14 protein-coding genes are annotated in these 12,940 nt (G+C 61.4%); 11 read left to right on the forward strand and 3 right to left on the reverse strand.

Annotated elements, in window-relative coordinates; all coding sequences use genetic code 11:
- Nucleotides 1-98: 98 nt before the first annotated feature.
- Nucleotides 99-1,289 (reverse strand): winged helix-turn-helix domain-containing protein, encoded by a 1,191-nt coding sequence (locus CPY51_RS27035; RefSeq protein ID WP_111163315.1) that lies wholly within the window; start codon nt 1,287-1,289, stop codon nt 99-101.
- Between the two features lie 112 nt (nt 1,290-1,401).
- Here CPY51_RS27035 and CPY51_RS27040 point away from each other — a divergent pair, with 112 nt between their 5' ends.
- The 3 genes from CPY51_RS27040 to CPY51_RS27050 all read left to right on the forward strand — a co-directional run bounded on the left by CPY51_RS27040 (nt 1,402) and on the right by CPY51_RS27050 (nt 3,319).
- On the forward strand, nt 1,402-2,079 hold the full coding sequence (locus CPY51_RS27040; protein WP_111163316.1) for an energy-coupling factor ABC transporter ATP-binding protein: 678 nt from the start codon (nt 1,402-1,404) through the stop codon (nt 2,077-2,079).
- Nucleotides 2,079-2,681: an energy-coupling factor transporter transmembrane component T family protein gene (locus CPY51_RS27045; RefSeq protein WP_111163317.1), complete on the forward strand. Its 603-nt coding sequence runs from the start codon at nt 2,079-2,081 to the stop codon at nt 2,679-2,681. The genes CPY51_RS27040 and CPY51_RS27045 overlap by 1 nt, the downstream gene beginning before the upstream one ends.
- 74 nt (nt 2,682-2,755) lie before the next feature.
- Nucleotides 2,756-3,319, forward strand: a complete 564-nt coding sequence (locus tag CPY51_RS27050; protein ID WP_111163318.1) for a biotin transporter BioY — start codon at nt 2,756-2,758, stop codon at nt 3,317-3,319.
- Between the two features lie 4 nt (nt 3,320-3,323).
- Here CPY51_RS27050 and CPY51_RS27055 read toward each other — a convergent pair whose 3' ends face one another.
- Nucleotides 3,324-3,725, reverse strand: a complete 402-nt coding sequence (locus CPY51_RS27055) for an acyl-CoA thioesterase (RefSeq protein WP_111163319.1) — start codon at nt 3,723-3,725, stop codon at nt 3,324-3,326.
- Between the two features lie 164 nt (nt 3,726-3,889).
- Between CPY51_RS27055 and CPY51_RS27060 the strand changes: the two genes are divergently transcribed.
- The 8 genes from CPY51_RS27060 to CPY51_RS27100 all read left to right on the forward strand — a co-directional run bounded on the left by CPY51_RS27060 (nt 3,890) and on the right by CPY51_RS27100 (nt 11,031).
- A complete protein-coding gene (locus CPY51_RS27060) occupies nt 3,890-4,834 on the forward strand; it encodes a histone deacetylase family protein (protein WP_111163320.1) in 945 nt (314 codons plus the stop codon).
- 2 nt (nt 4,835-4,836) lie between these two features.
- Nucleotides 4,837-5,088, forward strand: a complete 252-nt coding sequence (locus CPY51_RS27065; protein ID WP_111163321.1) for an exodeoxyribonuclease VII small subunit — start codon at nt 4,837-4,839, stop codon at nt 5,086-5,088.
- Nucleotides 5,089-5,127: 39 nt separating this feature from the next.
- Entirely contained in the window at nt 5,128-5,436 is a 309-nt protein-coding gene (locus CPY51_RS27070) for a nucleotidyltransferase family protein (RefSeq protein ID WP_111163322.1), read from the forward strand.
- Nucleotides 5,426-5,788 carry a HepT-like ribonuclease domain-containing protein gene (locus CPY51_RS27075; protein ID WP_244598794.1) on the forward strand — a complete coding sequence of 121 codons (363 nt, stop codon included), beginning with the start codon at nt 5,426-5,428 and terminating at the stop codon, nt 5,786-5,788. Before CPY51_RS27070 ends, CPY51_RS27075 begins: the two co-directional genes overlap by 11 nt.
- 11 nt (nt 5,789-5,799) lie before the next feature.
- Nucleotides 5,800-6,723 (forward strand): pirin family protein, encoded by a 924-nt coding sequence (locus CPY51_RS27080; protein WP_111163323.1) that lies wholly within the window; start codon nt 5,800-5,802, stop codon nt 6,721-6,723.
- 125 nt (nt 6,724-6,848) lie between these two features.
- The gene (dxs, locus tag CPY51_RS27085) at nt 6,849-8,765 is read left to right on the forward strand and encodes a 1-deoxy-D-xylulose-5-phosphate synthase (RefSeq protein ID WP_111163324.1); all 1,917 of its coding nucleotides are present in this window, start codon (nt 6,849-6,851) and stop codon (nt 8,763-8,765) included.
- Between the two features lie 266 nt (nt 8,766-9,031).
- Nucleotides 9,032-9,784, forward strand: coding sequence for a TlyA family RNA methyltransferase (locus CPY51_RS27095; RefSeq protein WP_111163326.1), 753 nt, complete (start codon nt 9,032-9,034; stop codon nt 9,782-9,784).
- A complete protein-coding gene (locus CPY51_RS27100) occupies nt 9,781-11,031 on the forward strand; it encodes a class I SAM-dependent RNA methyltransferase (RefSeq protein WP_111163327.1) in 1,251 nt (416 codons plus the stop codon). Before CPY51_RS27095 ends, CPY51_RS27100 begins: the two co-directional genes overlap by 4 nt.
- A gap of 66 nt (nt 11,032-11,097) precedes the next feature.
- On the opposite strand, the gene CPY51_RS27105 is transcribed toward CPY51_RS27100, so the two are convergent.
- Nucleotides 11,098-12,924 (reverse strand): methyl-accepting chemotaxis protein, encoded by a 1,827-nt coding sequence (locus CPY51_RS27105; protein ID WP_111163328.1) that lies wholly within the window; start codon nt 12,922-12,924, stop codon nt 11,098-11,100.
- Between the last annotated feature and the right edge of the window lie 16 nt (nt 12,925-12,940).

Genomic DNA, 12,940 nt, shown 5'->3' on the forward strand with positions numbered 1-12,940 from the left:
GCACAAAGTGCCGGGGTGGGGTGACCCTTTGTGACACCCGATGATCACCCCCACCCGCGCATTCGCGCGACCTCCCCCATCAAGGGGGAGGTAGGCAATCACCCCCGCCAGCCGTCCATCAGCACCACCTTCTCGACGCCGGTGAAGCGCGCTACTCGTTGCAGCTCGGCTTCCAGCTTTTCGAGACGGCCGGCTGATGGCTTGATGCCGGGTTCCAGCCAGAGGCGCTTGACATCGAGGGTGCCCGCCTTGCGGTCGGCTTTCATGTCGATGCGGCCGATGAGGCGGTCGCCTTCGAGCAGCGGAAATACATAGTAGCCATATTCCCGTTTCGGCTCGGGCACGAAAATCTCGATGCGATAGAAGAAGCCGAACAGTCGTTCGCTACGATTGCGGTCGCGGAGCGTCGGGTCGAACGGGCTGAGCACACGCAGCCTAGCCGGCGCTTCGGGGTAATTATCCAGCGTTGCCGGGAAATCGGCGAAGGCAAAGGACGGGCGCGGCTTGCCATCCAGCGCCGGCTCGATCAGGACCTCGCAAAGCTCGTCGCGGTGGACATCCACCCAGGTCTTCGCCTCCTGCGGCGTGATCAGGTCCCAGAAGGCGGCGATCTCGCCCGAGGTGGCAAAGCCCAGACGCTGGAGCGCGCTGCGGCAGGCCCAGTCGACGAACACGTCGTGGTCCACTTCCGGCGCGTGGAACTCGGCGGGGATGACGCGCTCGACGAGATCATAGATCTTCTGGAAATTGGTGCGCCCGGCGATGGCGAACTTGCCGGTTCGCCAGTGATATTCGAGCGCCGTCTTGTTTGGATGCCAGTTCCACCAACCGCCGGAGACGTGGCCATCGGCCTTGATCTCCCGGGCCATGATGGGGCCGCCCTGCAGCACCCGCTCGTAGGTTTCGTCGAAGGCTGATTCGAAACCCTCGCCACGCCACTTGCGCCAGCGCTCGATGATCAACTGCTCCTCGCGACGGAACTTATGCTTCCAATAGACGAAGAAGGCGCTCGGAAGGATCGACGCGTCGTGGGTCCAGTGCTCGAACAGCGCGCCATCCTTTTCGAGCAGCTCGGTCAGGTGTTCGCGGCGATAGGTCTGGTTGCGCGAGAACAAGATTTGGTGGTGCGCCCGCTCGACCGTTCCGATGCTGTCGACCTGGACGAAGCCGATATCGTGGATCAGTTGCAGCAGCCCCGCCTTGGTCAAGGCGCGGTTCGGCGGAGTGGACAGTCCCTGCTTGGCGAGGAAGACACGGCGAGCGTCACGATTCGAGATGAGATTCGTCATTCTGGGAACATAGGCTTTTATTCCCACATTTTCAAATCGATCCGGATTGAGATTTCCCTTGGCCGAATTAGGGTCTATAGGACCGCGAGTTGCGACTGGACAGGGGCCCAAATTGGATATCCGCTTCGAGGAAGCCGGCTTAAGCTTCGGGAAGCGGATAGCGCTTCAGCCTTTGAGCCTGACGCTTTCCGAGCGGCGGATCGGCGTGATCGGTCTCAACGGCTCGGGCAAGACCACCTTCGCGCGGCTCATCAACGGGCTGGCCAAACCGACCACCGGTCGCGTCACCGTCGACGGGCTGGACACATCAGTCGATACGGACTCGGTGCTCGGCAAGGTCGGGTTCATCTTCCAGTCGCCGCAGAACCAGATCATCCTGCCTGTTGTCCGCGACGACATTGCCTTCGGGCTGAAAAGCCGCAGGCTTGGAAAGAACGCGATCGACGCTGCCGTCGACGCCGTTCTCGACCGCTTCGACGTGCGTCATCTGGCGGACCGGCGGGCGCATGAGCTTTCCGGCGGAGAACTTCAGATGGCGGCGCTCTGCTCCGTGCTGGTCACCGGCCCCGACATTCTCATCCTCGATGAGCCGACCAACCAGCTCGACCTCAAGAACCGCGCCCGCGTTCAGTCGACCATCGGCAGGCTCGACGAAAACGTCATCGTCATCAGCCATGACCTGGAGCTGGTCGAGGATTTCGAGCGGGTGCTGCTCTTCGATCAGGGATGCCTTGTCGCCGATGGCTTGCCGCCGGAGGTTATCGCCCGCTACCGGGAGATCGCGCTCTGATGCAATCGCTCTATGTCGATGGCGATACACGGATGCACAAGCTCTCGCCGCGCATCAAGCTGATCGTGCTGGCGCTGCTCGGCGTCATCCTGTTTCTCACCGACCGCATTTCGCTGCTCGCCCTCGCCGCAGTTGTCGGCTCCGTCCTCTACTTCGCGGTCGGCATGTCGCTGCGCGAGGCGTTGGTGCGGCTGAGGCCGGTATTTCTCGTCATTCTATTCGTTGCGCTGTTCAGTCTCCTTTTCAATCCGCTGCATGACGCCATGACGACGGTGCTGCGGCTGATCACGCTGATGCTTTTTGCCGCCATGGTCACGGCGACCACAACGATCAGCGCTTTCATCGACGAGATCACATTCCTGGCCGGTCCTCTCGAGAAGATCGGGCTTGTCCGCGCGGCAGATATCGGCCTTGCGGTCGGCCTTGTCGTGCGCTTCGTGCCGGAGATCGTCGATCGCTACGGCGCGATCCGCGAGGCGCACGAAGCGCGTGGATTGAAGATCCGATTGAGCACGACCCTTGTGCCGCTCATCATCCTGACGCTTCGAGATGCGGACAGCATCGCCGCGGCAATTGACGCCCGCGGCATTCGGCGGCATTGAACGAGCATGATACTCTCACGCAGCGAATCGGGCCTTCCGTGACTCGCTGAGTGCGGTTTTATTCGGAGCATGCAATGACCACCCGCGACCTCGTCCTGTCCTCGCTCTTTGCCGCGATCATCGTGGCGCTTGGGCTGCTTCCGCCGATTTCGCTCGGGATCATTCCAGTGCCGATCACCGCGCAGTCGCTTGGCGTGATGATGGCGGGCGTCGTCCTTGGCGCAAAGCGCGGCGCAGTCGCGGTGCTCATTGTGGTGGTGCTGGTAGCGATCGGCCTGCCGGTCCTGTCGGGCGGGCGTGGCGGGCTTGCCGTTTTCGTCGGGCCGACGGCAGGCTTCTTCATCGGCTGGGTATTTGCAGCCCTCGTGACCGGTTATCTCTCGGAACTGCTGGTGCGGCCAGAACAATCGGGCCTCGTGCAGGGCGTCGGTTTCTTCCTTGCCGCCTTTATCGGTGGCGTCGTCGTCGAATATGCGTTCGGTATCGCCTATCTTGCGGTTGCCGCACAGACAGGTTTTGCCAAGGCCTTCTTCGGCTCGCTCGGCTTCGTTCCAGGCGATGTGGTGAAGGCTGTGGTTGCAGCCCTGGTCGGCCGCGCGGTCATGGCGGGATATCCGCTATTGCCACAGCGGACCTGAAACGTCAGTCCAGATATTTGTACAGCCAGTCGCGGGTGTCTTCCGGCAGCGGTGCCGGATCATGCTCTTCGCCTCGGACGGCCAGCCAGAGGATTTCAACCTCGGCCGCAAGCTCGTTTCCCGTCTCGACCATGACCATGAAGCCAACCGACTTGCCGCCGATCTTGTTGACGCTGACGGAAAAGCGGGCGAGATCGTCATAGTGCAATCCGCGGTGCAGCGAGCAGGAGGCACGGGTGGCGATATAGGCCGGCTCGTCGTTAACAGATGGGCGGGCGCGCCAGAAATTCGACAGAGCCGTCTCGGCTTCCGAGATGTAGGATGCTATGAACATCTGGCCATGTCGGTCGACATCTCGCGGGGGAACCCGCACTTCGGTGATTTCGGATCGCTGTACTCTACTCATCACAAAACCCTGCCCGGGCGCCACAATCTTAACAAAAGCTTAAGCATTGGCCCTTCTGATGTAAACGGGTGCTCTTGTGTCGTGGTTAAGACCAATTGTTGACATTATAGTGATGTGCTCCATGTGGAGTGGTACTTGACCTGTCTCATCTATAGGTTACCCCCATGAGCACACGTCTATACGAACACCCCATCTTCCTTGAGCATATCACCCCGCCCGGTCATCCCGAGCGCTCCGATCGACTGCGTTCGATCAACATTGCGCTGGAGCATCCGAACTTCGCCCGGCTTGACCGGCGACAAGCGCCGCAGGCAAACGAGGATGCCGTGCTGCTTGCCCATCCGGAAGAGCACCTGACTTTCGTGATGCGCTCGATCCCCGACGACGAGGATGGCGAAGGCCAGATCAACCAGCTCGAGGCCGACACCTATGCGAGCCCGAAAAGCCTGCAGGCGGCGCTGACCGGCGTCGGCGGCGCGATGGCCGCGGTCGACGACGTCTTCTCGGGCGCTGCGGACAATGTCTTCGTCGCCGCCCGTCCGCCGGGCCACCACGCCGAGAAGAACAAGGCGATGGGCTTCTGCTTTTTCAACAACGCCGCGATCGCTGCACGCCATGCCCAGAGGAAGCACGGCGCCGAGCGTGTCGCCATCGTCGACTGGGACGTCCACCACGGCAACGGTACGCAGGACATCTTCTGGGACGACCCATCCGTGCTGTTCTGTTCGACGCACCAGATGCCGCTTTACCCCGGCACCGGCGCCAAGACGGAAAAAGGGGCGAGCGGCAACGTCGTCAACGCGCCGCTCTCGGCCAATACCGGCAGCGACCATTTTCGCGAGGCGTTCAAATCCCGCGTGCTGCCGGCGCTCGAGGAATTTCGCCCCGACCTCATCATCATCTCGGCCGGCTTCGACGCCCATCACCGCGATCCCCTGGCGCAGATCAACCTGACCGGCGAGGACTTCGACTGGGCGACCGGCCGCGTTCTCGAGGCGGCAGACCGCAGCGCCAACAACCGGGTCGTCAGCCTGCTCGAAGGCGGCTATGATCTGGAGGGGCTTGCCGAGTCGGCGGGCCTGCACATTCTGCGCATGATGAAGGGTTGAAGATGAGTGAGAGCGCCAAGCCTGAGGTTTCAGGCTATTCCTTCGAAAAGGCCGTGGCCGAACTCGAGAGCATCGTCGCACGGCTCGAACGGGGCGACGTGGCGCTGGACGAATCCATCGAGATCTACGAGCGCGGTGAAGCGCTGAAGAAGCATTGCGAGACATTGCTATCAGCAGCTGAAAACCGGATCGAGAAGATCAGGCTGGATCGCGCCGGGAAACCACAGGGCGTGGAGCCGCTGGACGGGGGCTGAGGGGTCGACTGTTACTCGGAATAGGTGTAGGCTCGAGCAATGGAAAAAAATATCGTCCTAGAGATGCTGCGCCGACACCGGTCAGAGCTGGAAGCAGAGGGGGCGGTTCATCTCGCGATCTTCGGTTCGGTTGCCCGCGAAGACAACGATGCTGAATCGGATCTTGATGTTGTCGTAAAGCTCGAGGAAAGCGTAAGGCTTTCGGGCTTCGGATATTTCGGAGCCCTGGCACGACTCAAGGAGAAATTAGAATCGATTGTCGGAAAATCCGTTGATATCGTTTCGGAGCCCATTCAGAGCGATCGGCTGCGCCGGGAGATAGAACGGGATCGCGCCGTTGCCTTCTAAACGGCCCATCACGCGACTGCGAGATATCGAGGAAAATATCAAACTTATCTTCGGATATGCAAGCGGGTTGAATCTTGAAAGCTTCGAACGCAATAAGCTGGTACGTGATGCAGTCGAACGATGTCTTTCAAGAATTTCTGAAGCTGCCTCCAAGCTTGGCGCATTTGCCGAAGATCGGTTGCCAAACCATGATTGGCGAAGCATTCGCGATTTCGGTAATATTTTGCGTCACGAGTATGAGCGCGTCGATGCCGAAGTTGTTTGGAAAATTCTGACGGAGCGTCTCCCTTCATTGTTGACTGAAGTGGAAAGTTTCGTTTTGCCTTTTCCCGACGGCGAGGAAACCATTTAGGAAGAACCCCCATGTCCTTCTTCCCCGGAAAAGATCCCGTCCCAGGCGATGTCTTTGCCTGCGATGCTATCGAAAACCTCATCATTCCGAGGACGGCGGATCTTGGTGGGTTTTCGGTGCGGCGGGCTTTGCCGAGCAGCCGGCGGCGGCTGGTCGGGCCGTTTATCTTTTTCGACAGGATGGGGCCGGCGGTGCTCAGGCCCGATCAGGCGGTGGATGTCCGGCCGCATCCGCATATCGGGCTGTCGACCGTGACCTATCTTTTCGACGGCGAAATCCGCCATCTCGACAGCCTCGGCACGGAGAAGGTCATTCGTCCTGGGGATCTCAACCTGATGACGGCAGGACGCGGGATCGTCCATTCGGAGCGCACGCCTGATAATCTGCGCGGGCATCCGCTGGCGATATCGGGCCTGCAGACGTGGCTTGCCCTTCCCGACCACCTGGAAGAGATCGATCCTTCCTTTTCGCATGCGGAACAACACGATATGCCGCTGATCGACAGCGACGGGGCGACGGGGCGCGTCATCATCGGCAATTTCGAGGGGCTTTCTTCGCCGGTGAAGGTGTTTTCCGATACGCTCTACGTCGATCTCCAACTTGCGGCGAACCGTTCCTTCCCGTTCGGAGCAGGGCATGAAGAACGCGCCGTCTATATTCTGTCGGGCTCGCTGATGGTCGCGGGCGATCGTTTCGAGGCAGATCAGCTGCTCGTATTTCGGCCCGGAGATGCAATTGCGCTCACAGCCGGGGAAAAAGGCTGTCATCTCATGCTTTTTGGGGGTGCTGCGCTGAACTCAAAGCGCTATATCTGGTGGAATTTCGTGTCCTCTTCAAAAGAGCGGATCGAGCAGGCGAAGGAAGAATGGCGCAGCGGGCGCTTCGATATCGTGCCGGGGGATGAGGAAGAATTCATCCCGCTGCCGGAAGGCTAGGGTCCAAAATCGAAGTTGTTTAGCATAGTGTCATTCAATCCTTGAATTCGTCTTCTTTCGCCGCGATCTATTTTGGAGTAAGGCGGGCGGCCCGCCCAAGAACAGCAAGAAAGAGGCTCCAGCCCGTGACATCAATGCCAGAGACGCCCCTGCTGGACCAGGTCGACTTTCCCTCAGACCTCAGAAAGCTTGACGATCGCGACATGCCGCAGCTCGCCCGCGAACTGCGCGACGAGATGATCGATGCCGTGTCGCGCACGGGCGGTCATCTGGGCGCCGGCCTTGGCGTCGTCGAATTGACCATCGCCATCCACAAGGTTTTCAACACGCCTGATGATCGGCTGATCTTCGATGTCGGGCACCAGTGTTATCCGCACAAGATCCTGACCGGCCGACGCGACCGTATCCGCACGCTGCGCCAGGAAGGCGGCCTATCGGGGTTCACCCGCCGCGCCGAAAGCGAATACGACCCCTTCGGAGCTGCCCATTCGTCGACCTCGATCTCGGCCGGCCTCGGCATGGCGGTCGCGACCGATCTTGCCAAGACCAACCGCAAGGTGATCGCGGTCATCGGCGATGGAGCCATGTCGGCTGGCATGGCCTATGAGGCGCTGAACAACGCCGGCGCACTCGACGCGCGGTTGATCGTCATCCTCAACGACAACGACATGTCGATCGCGCCGCCGACGGGGGCCATGAGCGCCTATCTGGCACGCCTGGCCTCCGGTCGCAGCTATATGGGCTTCCGCGAGTTCGGCAAGAAGCTGACAGCCTATCTCGGCAAGCGCGTCGACCGCGCCATTACCCGAGCCGTCGAACATGCCCGCGGCTATGTAACCGGCGGCACGATGTTCGAGGAGCTGGGCTTCTATCATATCGGCCCGATCGACGGGCATTCCTTCGATCACCTTTTGCCGGTGCTGCGTAACGTTCGCGACAATCAGCAGGGTCCTGTTCTGATCCATGTGGTGACGCAGAAGGGCAAGGGTTACGCGCCTGCGGAAGCAGCTGCCGACAAGTATCACGGCGTCAACAAGTTCGACGTCATCACCGGCGCGCAGGCGAAGGTGAAGCCGAATGCGCCGAGCTACACCAGCGTCTTTGCCGAAAGCCTGGCGCAGGAAGCAGCCTTCGACGAGAAGATCGTCGGCATCACCGCCGCGATGCCGAACGGCACCGGGCTCGACAAGCTCGCCGACCTTTTTCCGTCACGCTGTTTCGATGTCGGCATTGCCGAACAGCATGCCGTAACCTTCGCCGCCGGTCTTGCCGCAGAAGGTTTCAAGCCCTTTGCCGCACTCTATTCGACCTTTCTGCAGCGAGCCTACGACCAGGTCGTCCACGACGTGGCGATCCAGGGGTTGCCGGTGCGTTTCCCGATCGACCGCGCCGGCTTCGTCGGCGCCGATGGGCCGACCCATGCGGGTTCGTTCGACACCACGTTTCTCGCCACCCTCCCCGGCTTCGTGGTGATGGCGGCGGCTGACGAGGCGGAACTGAAGCACATGGTGCGCACTGCGGCGGCTTACGACGCAGGCCCGATCTCGTTCCGTTACCCGCGCGGCGAAGGCATCGGCATCGAAATGCCCGAGCGCGGCCAGATACTCGAGATCGGCAAGGGACGGATCGTCAAGCAGGGCTCCAAGGTGGCGCTGCTTTCCTTCGGCACGCGGCTGGCCGATAGCCTGCTCGCCGCCGAGGACCTCGATGCAGCAGGTCTTTCGACCACGGTTGCCGACGCCCGCTTCGCCAAGCCGCTGGACCACGATCTCATCCGGCAGCTGGCGAGCCACCATGAAGTGCTGATCACCATCGAGGAAGGCTCAATCGGCGGCTTCGGCAGCCATGTGATGCAGTTCCTGGCGATGGAAGGTCTGCTCGACAACGGCCTGAAAATCCGTACGCTTGCCATGCCCGACATCTGGGTGGAGCAGGCAAAGCCGGAAGCCATGAACGCCCGCGCCGGACTAGATCGCGCCGGCATCGTCTCGACGGTCTTCAAGGCGCTTGGCCGCAGCCGGATTGTTGGGGCGGCTGGGTAGGGTAGACTTCAATAAAGAAAACCCCTCCCCAACCCCTCCCCACAAGGGGGAGGGGCTTAGTTTGCCGCACCGCTGTCAACTTGAAGCGAGGCTCGTGGCTGGTGCTCTCCCCCCTTGTGGGGGAGATGGCCGACAGGCCAGAGGGGGTTTTTCTTCATCTTCCAAATTTCTTCCTCCGCCCGCCCTTTCCCGCTTGAAACCCCTTTCATCCCCCTCCACGCCATAAAAAGCTTGCAACTCCCTGCATTGGCGGTCATGGACAGGCCATGTCCCAAGAGCCAACACAACAACGTCTCGACCAGCTTGTCCTATCGCTTGGCCTCGTCGCCAGCCGATCACGGGCGCGCGATGCCATTCAGCGCGGCACCGTCAAGGTCGACGGCAAGGTCGTCATCAAGCCCAGCCTCGTATTCTGGGACAACGCAGAGGTCACGATCGACGACCCGGCGCAGGACTATGTCTCGCGCGCAGCATTGAAGCTGGTCGCAGCGCTCGATCACTTCAAGCTCGATCCTGCAGGCCATGACTGTCTCGACGTCGGCGCTTCCGCCGGCGGGTTTACCGAGGTGTTGTTGCAGCGGGGCGCCGCGCATGTCACCGCTATCGACGTCGGCCACGGGCAGATCCATCCGCGTGTTTCCGGCGATGAGCGGGTCACCAATATCGAAGGGCTGAACGCCCGCTATCTCACGGCTGACGATATCAATAACCGCGAGATCACTTTCATCGTTTCCGACGTGTCATTCATCTCGCTGAAGCTGGCCCTCGTGCCGGCGCTTGAAATTGCCGAGCCGGAGGCCATTGCGGTACTTCTCGTCAAGCCGCAGTTCGAAGCCGGTCGCGAGGCGATCAGCAAAGCGGGGCTGCTGAAGGATCCCGAAACTGCCCCTGATGTTGCGGCCGAGCTGGAGCGCTGGCTGGTCGAGGACATGGGTTGGACGAGCCTCGGACTCATCCCCTCGCCGATCGTCGGCGGCGATGGAAATCAGGAATATCTTCTTGGCGGGCGAAAGCCATGAGCGCGGAAACGGTTACGATCAGCAAACTCGGCGGCCAGGGCGACGGCATCGCCTATGATGCGGACGGTCCGGTTTATGTTCCATTCGCACTGCCCGGCGAGACGGTTTCGATCGCTCGCGTCAAAAGCGAAGGCACCCTGATGTCGATCGGTACGCCTTCGCCGGATCGCCAGGAACCGGCCTGTCGGCACTTCGGCCCTGATGGCGTCAACGGCACCTGCGGCGGCTGCACGCTGCAGCACTATGCCGACCTGCCCTACCGCGCCTTCAAGCGGCAGCTGGTGATCGACGCGCTGAAATCCAAGGGGCTGACACCTGAGGTCGACGAACTTTTCGCCGCACATCCAGGCGAGCGCCGCCGTGTCGTATTCTCGGCGCGACGCACCGAGAAGGACATGCTGATCGGCTTCAGCCAGGCCGAAAGCCACCACATCGTCGCCATCGAGGAATGTCCCATCTCGTCGGCGGCGATCGTCGCCCGGCTGCCGGCGATCAGGGCCGTTGCCAAGGCCGTCGCCATCAATGCCGAAGGTTTCCGCATCAGCGTTCTCGAAACGCTTGCCGGTCTCGATCTGGCGGTCGAGGGCATCAAGACCATTTCCGACAAGCAGCGTCGAGCCGTGATCGATACTGTGCTCAGCCTTCGAAGCATCGCCCGAGTGTCCTTCAACGGCGAGGTTCTCGTCGAGCCGTACAAGCCACTGATCGACTTCGGTGGCATCCAGGTTTCGCCATCGCCCGGTGCGTTCACCCAGGCGACCAAGCCCGCCGAGGATGCGATGGCCGAGCTGGTGGTTTCGCATGTCGGCAAGGCCAAGCGCATTGCGGACCTCTTCGCCGGCACAGGCACGTTCTCGCTGCGGCTTGCACGCATCGGCCGCGTCACCGCCGTGGAGGCTGATGAAAAAGCGCTGGCCTCACTCGATAGCGCTGCTCGTAATTCTCAGGGCCTGAAACCCGTCACCGTCGAGAGGCGCGACCTGTTCCGCCGGCCGCTGATGACGTTGGAGCTGAAGCATTTCGATGCGGTCGTCTTCGACCCGCCGAGGGCCGGGGCCGAATTCCAGAGCAAGGAACTCGCGCGCTCCGCTGTGAAGAAGATCGTCGCGGTTTCCTGCAACCCGCTGTCGCTGGCGCGGGACCTCGCCATCCTCGTCGAAGGCGGCTATCGCATTACCCGGGTGACGCCAATTGACCAGTTCCTCTGGACCTCGCATGTCGAAGTCGTCGTGGCGCTCGAGAAATAGCCATCCGGATACAAAAATGCCCGCGGCGAACGCGGGCATCTTCATTTCTTTATACAATTCAGTCCATTAAGCCGCGCGACGGCCGCGGGACACCGGCGCCGCCTGACGATTCGAGGCGATGTTGAACTGTGCGAGCAATTGCATCAGCTTTTCCGCTTCGCCGGCCAGACCGTGGCTGGCGGCCGTCTGTTCCTCGACCATGGCGGCGTTCTGCTGGGTGCCCTGGTCCATGGCGTTGACGGCCTTGTTGATCTCGTGGAGACCGGTCGACTGTTCGCGGGTGGCCGTGACGATTGCGCCGACATGGGTGCTGATTTCCTGAACCTGCGCCACAATCGCGTCCAGTGCCTTGCCGGTATCGCCAACTAACGCGACGCCATTGCGAACCTGGCTGTTCGACGCTGAGATCAAGGCTTCGATCTCCTTGGCGGCCTTGGCGGAACGCTGGGCAAGTTCGCGGACTTCCTGTGCCACCACTGCAAAACCCTTGCCCGCCTCGCCGGCACGGGCCGCCTCGACGCCGGCGTTCAGCGCCAGGAGGTTGGTCTGGAAGGCGATCTCGTCGATCACGCCGATGATGTCGGATATCTTTTCAGATGACTGCTGGATCTCGGTCATGGCACCGACGGCCTTGCGGACGACCTCGCCGGAATGCTCTGCTCCGGCACGGGTCCGGGTGACGAGCGCTCCCGCCTCTTCGGCGCGATGCGCGGTATCCTTGACCGTGGTGGTGATCTGTTCCAGCGCTGCTGCGGTTTCCTCGACGGAGGCGGCCTGCTGTTCCGTGCGCCTTGCAAGACCATCCGCCGCGTTGCGGATTTCGTCGGCACCGGCGTCGATTGCATGGGCATTGTTGCCGACGGCCTGGAGCGCCGCGTCGAGCTTGGCGATGGCCGAATTGTAGTCCGAGCGCAGCCGGTCGAGGTGGCCGGCAAAGGGTTGCTCGATGCGGTGGCCGAGATCACCTTCGGACAGCGCGTCGAGCGCACCGGCAAGTGCTTCGACTGCGGCCCGGATTTCGGCATCGTCGTGCGCCTTGTCAGCCTCGCGGCCGGCGCGTTCCTGTTCGGCCTCGGTCCTCGTCTCGACGGCCTGGCGTTCCAGCGCTACGCGATCGATGGCGTTCTGGCGGAACACCGAGACGGCGGCCGCCATCTCGCCGATTTCGTCGTGGCGCTCGGCAAAGGGGATCTGCTGTTCGAGCTCGCCGTTTGCCAGCAGCTTCATGCGGGCGGTGATCGTCGAGATCGGCCGCGAGATGCGCTTCAACGCAATCACGGCAGCACCGGCGGCGGCGATCAAGGCCACGATCAGGGCGCCGGCGATGGCGCTAATGCTGAAGCTATAGTCAGCGCTCGCCTGACCGAGGTGTTCGTCGGTGGTCTGGTGGTCCTTGGCAATCATGCCGTCGATAAGGGTACGGATGTTGTTGTAGGACATCGACATCTCGCCGCGGTATAGCGCGCCCGCGTCGCCCTTCTTGTTCTGCAGGGACAGGCCGATGATCTTGTCGGCAAGCGCACCGTCGTCAGTGAGCGTCTTCTGCAGCCGAGCGAAATTGCTGCGCATGTAATCGGTCGTCGCGACCGGCGTGAAATCCTTGAGCGCGACGTCCATGCGCGCCCGGCGGATTTTCAGCGTCTGCTCTGCATTGTGATAATCGGTCTTGGTCGTTGCCAGAAGGTAATCCGCGTAGCTGCGACGCACGTCGTTCACGGCCGACAGGATATTATTGAGCTTTTCAGTGCGCGGAATGTTGTTCCTGCCGATGAGGCTGATGTTCTGATCCAGGCTCGAAAGCGAGCTGGCGGCAATGATGCCCTGTATCAGGACGATGCCTAGAAACGAGACAAAAAGCAGCGGAAGGAGGGTTCTGATCTTGAAATTGAACATTCTGCGGTCCTAACAG

Source organism: Arminella tubonensis (assembly GCF_003240585.1).
Taxonomy (GTDB): Bacteria; Pseudomonadota; Alphaproteobacteria; order Rhizobiales; family Rhizobiaceae; genus Rhizobium; species Rhizobium tubonense.

Excerpts from the sequence above, each read along its gene's own strand:
- CPY51_RS27035 (WP_111163315.1), bottom strand. The coding sequence starts at position 1,289 with ATGACGAATCTCATCTCGAATCGTGACGCTCGCCGTGTCTTCCTCGCC.
- CPY51_RS27045 (WP_111163317.1), top strand. The coding sequence starts at position 2,079 with ATGCAATCGCTCTATGTCGATGGCGATACACGGATGCACAAGCTCTCG.
- CPY51_RS27050 (WP_111163318.1), top strand. The coding sequence starts at position 2,756 with ATGACCACCCGCGACCTCGTCCTGTCCTCGCTCTTTGCCGCGATCATC.
- CPY51_RS27055 (WP_111163319.1), bottom strand. The coding sequence starts at position 3,725 with ATGAGTAGAGTACAGCGATCCGAAATCACCGAAGTGCGGGTTCCCCCG.
- CPY51_RS27060 (WP_111163320.1), top strand. The coding sequence starts at position 3,890 with ATGAGCACACGTCTATACGAACACCCCATCTTCCTTGAGCATATCACC.
- CPY51_RS27065 (WP_111163321.1), top strand. The coding sequence starts at position 4,837 with ATGAGTGAGAGCGCCAAGCCTGAGGTTTCAGGCTATTCCTTCGAAAAG.
- CPY51_RS27070 (WP_111163322.1), top strand. The coding sequence starts at position 5,128 with ATGGAAAAAAATATCGTCCTAGAGATGCTGCGCCGACACCGGTCAGAG.
- CPY51_RS27080 (WP_111163323.1), top strand. The coding sequence starts at position 5,800 with ATGTCCTTCTTCCCCGGAAAAGATCCCGTCCCAGGCGATGTCTTTGCC.
- CPY51_RS27095 (WP_111163326.1), top strand. The coding sequence starts at position 9,032 with ATGTCCCAAGAGCCAACACAACAACGTCTCGACCAGCTTGTCCTATCG.
- CPY51_RS27100 (WP_111163327.1), top strand. The coding sequence starts at position 9,781 with ATGAGCGCGGAAACGGTTACGATCAGCAAACTCGGCGGCCAGGGCGAC.
- CPY51_RS27105 (WP_111163328.1), bottom strand. The coding sequence starts at position 12,924 with ATGTTCAATTTCAAGATCAGAACCCTCCTTCCGCTGCTTTTTGTCTCG.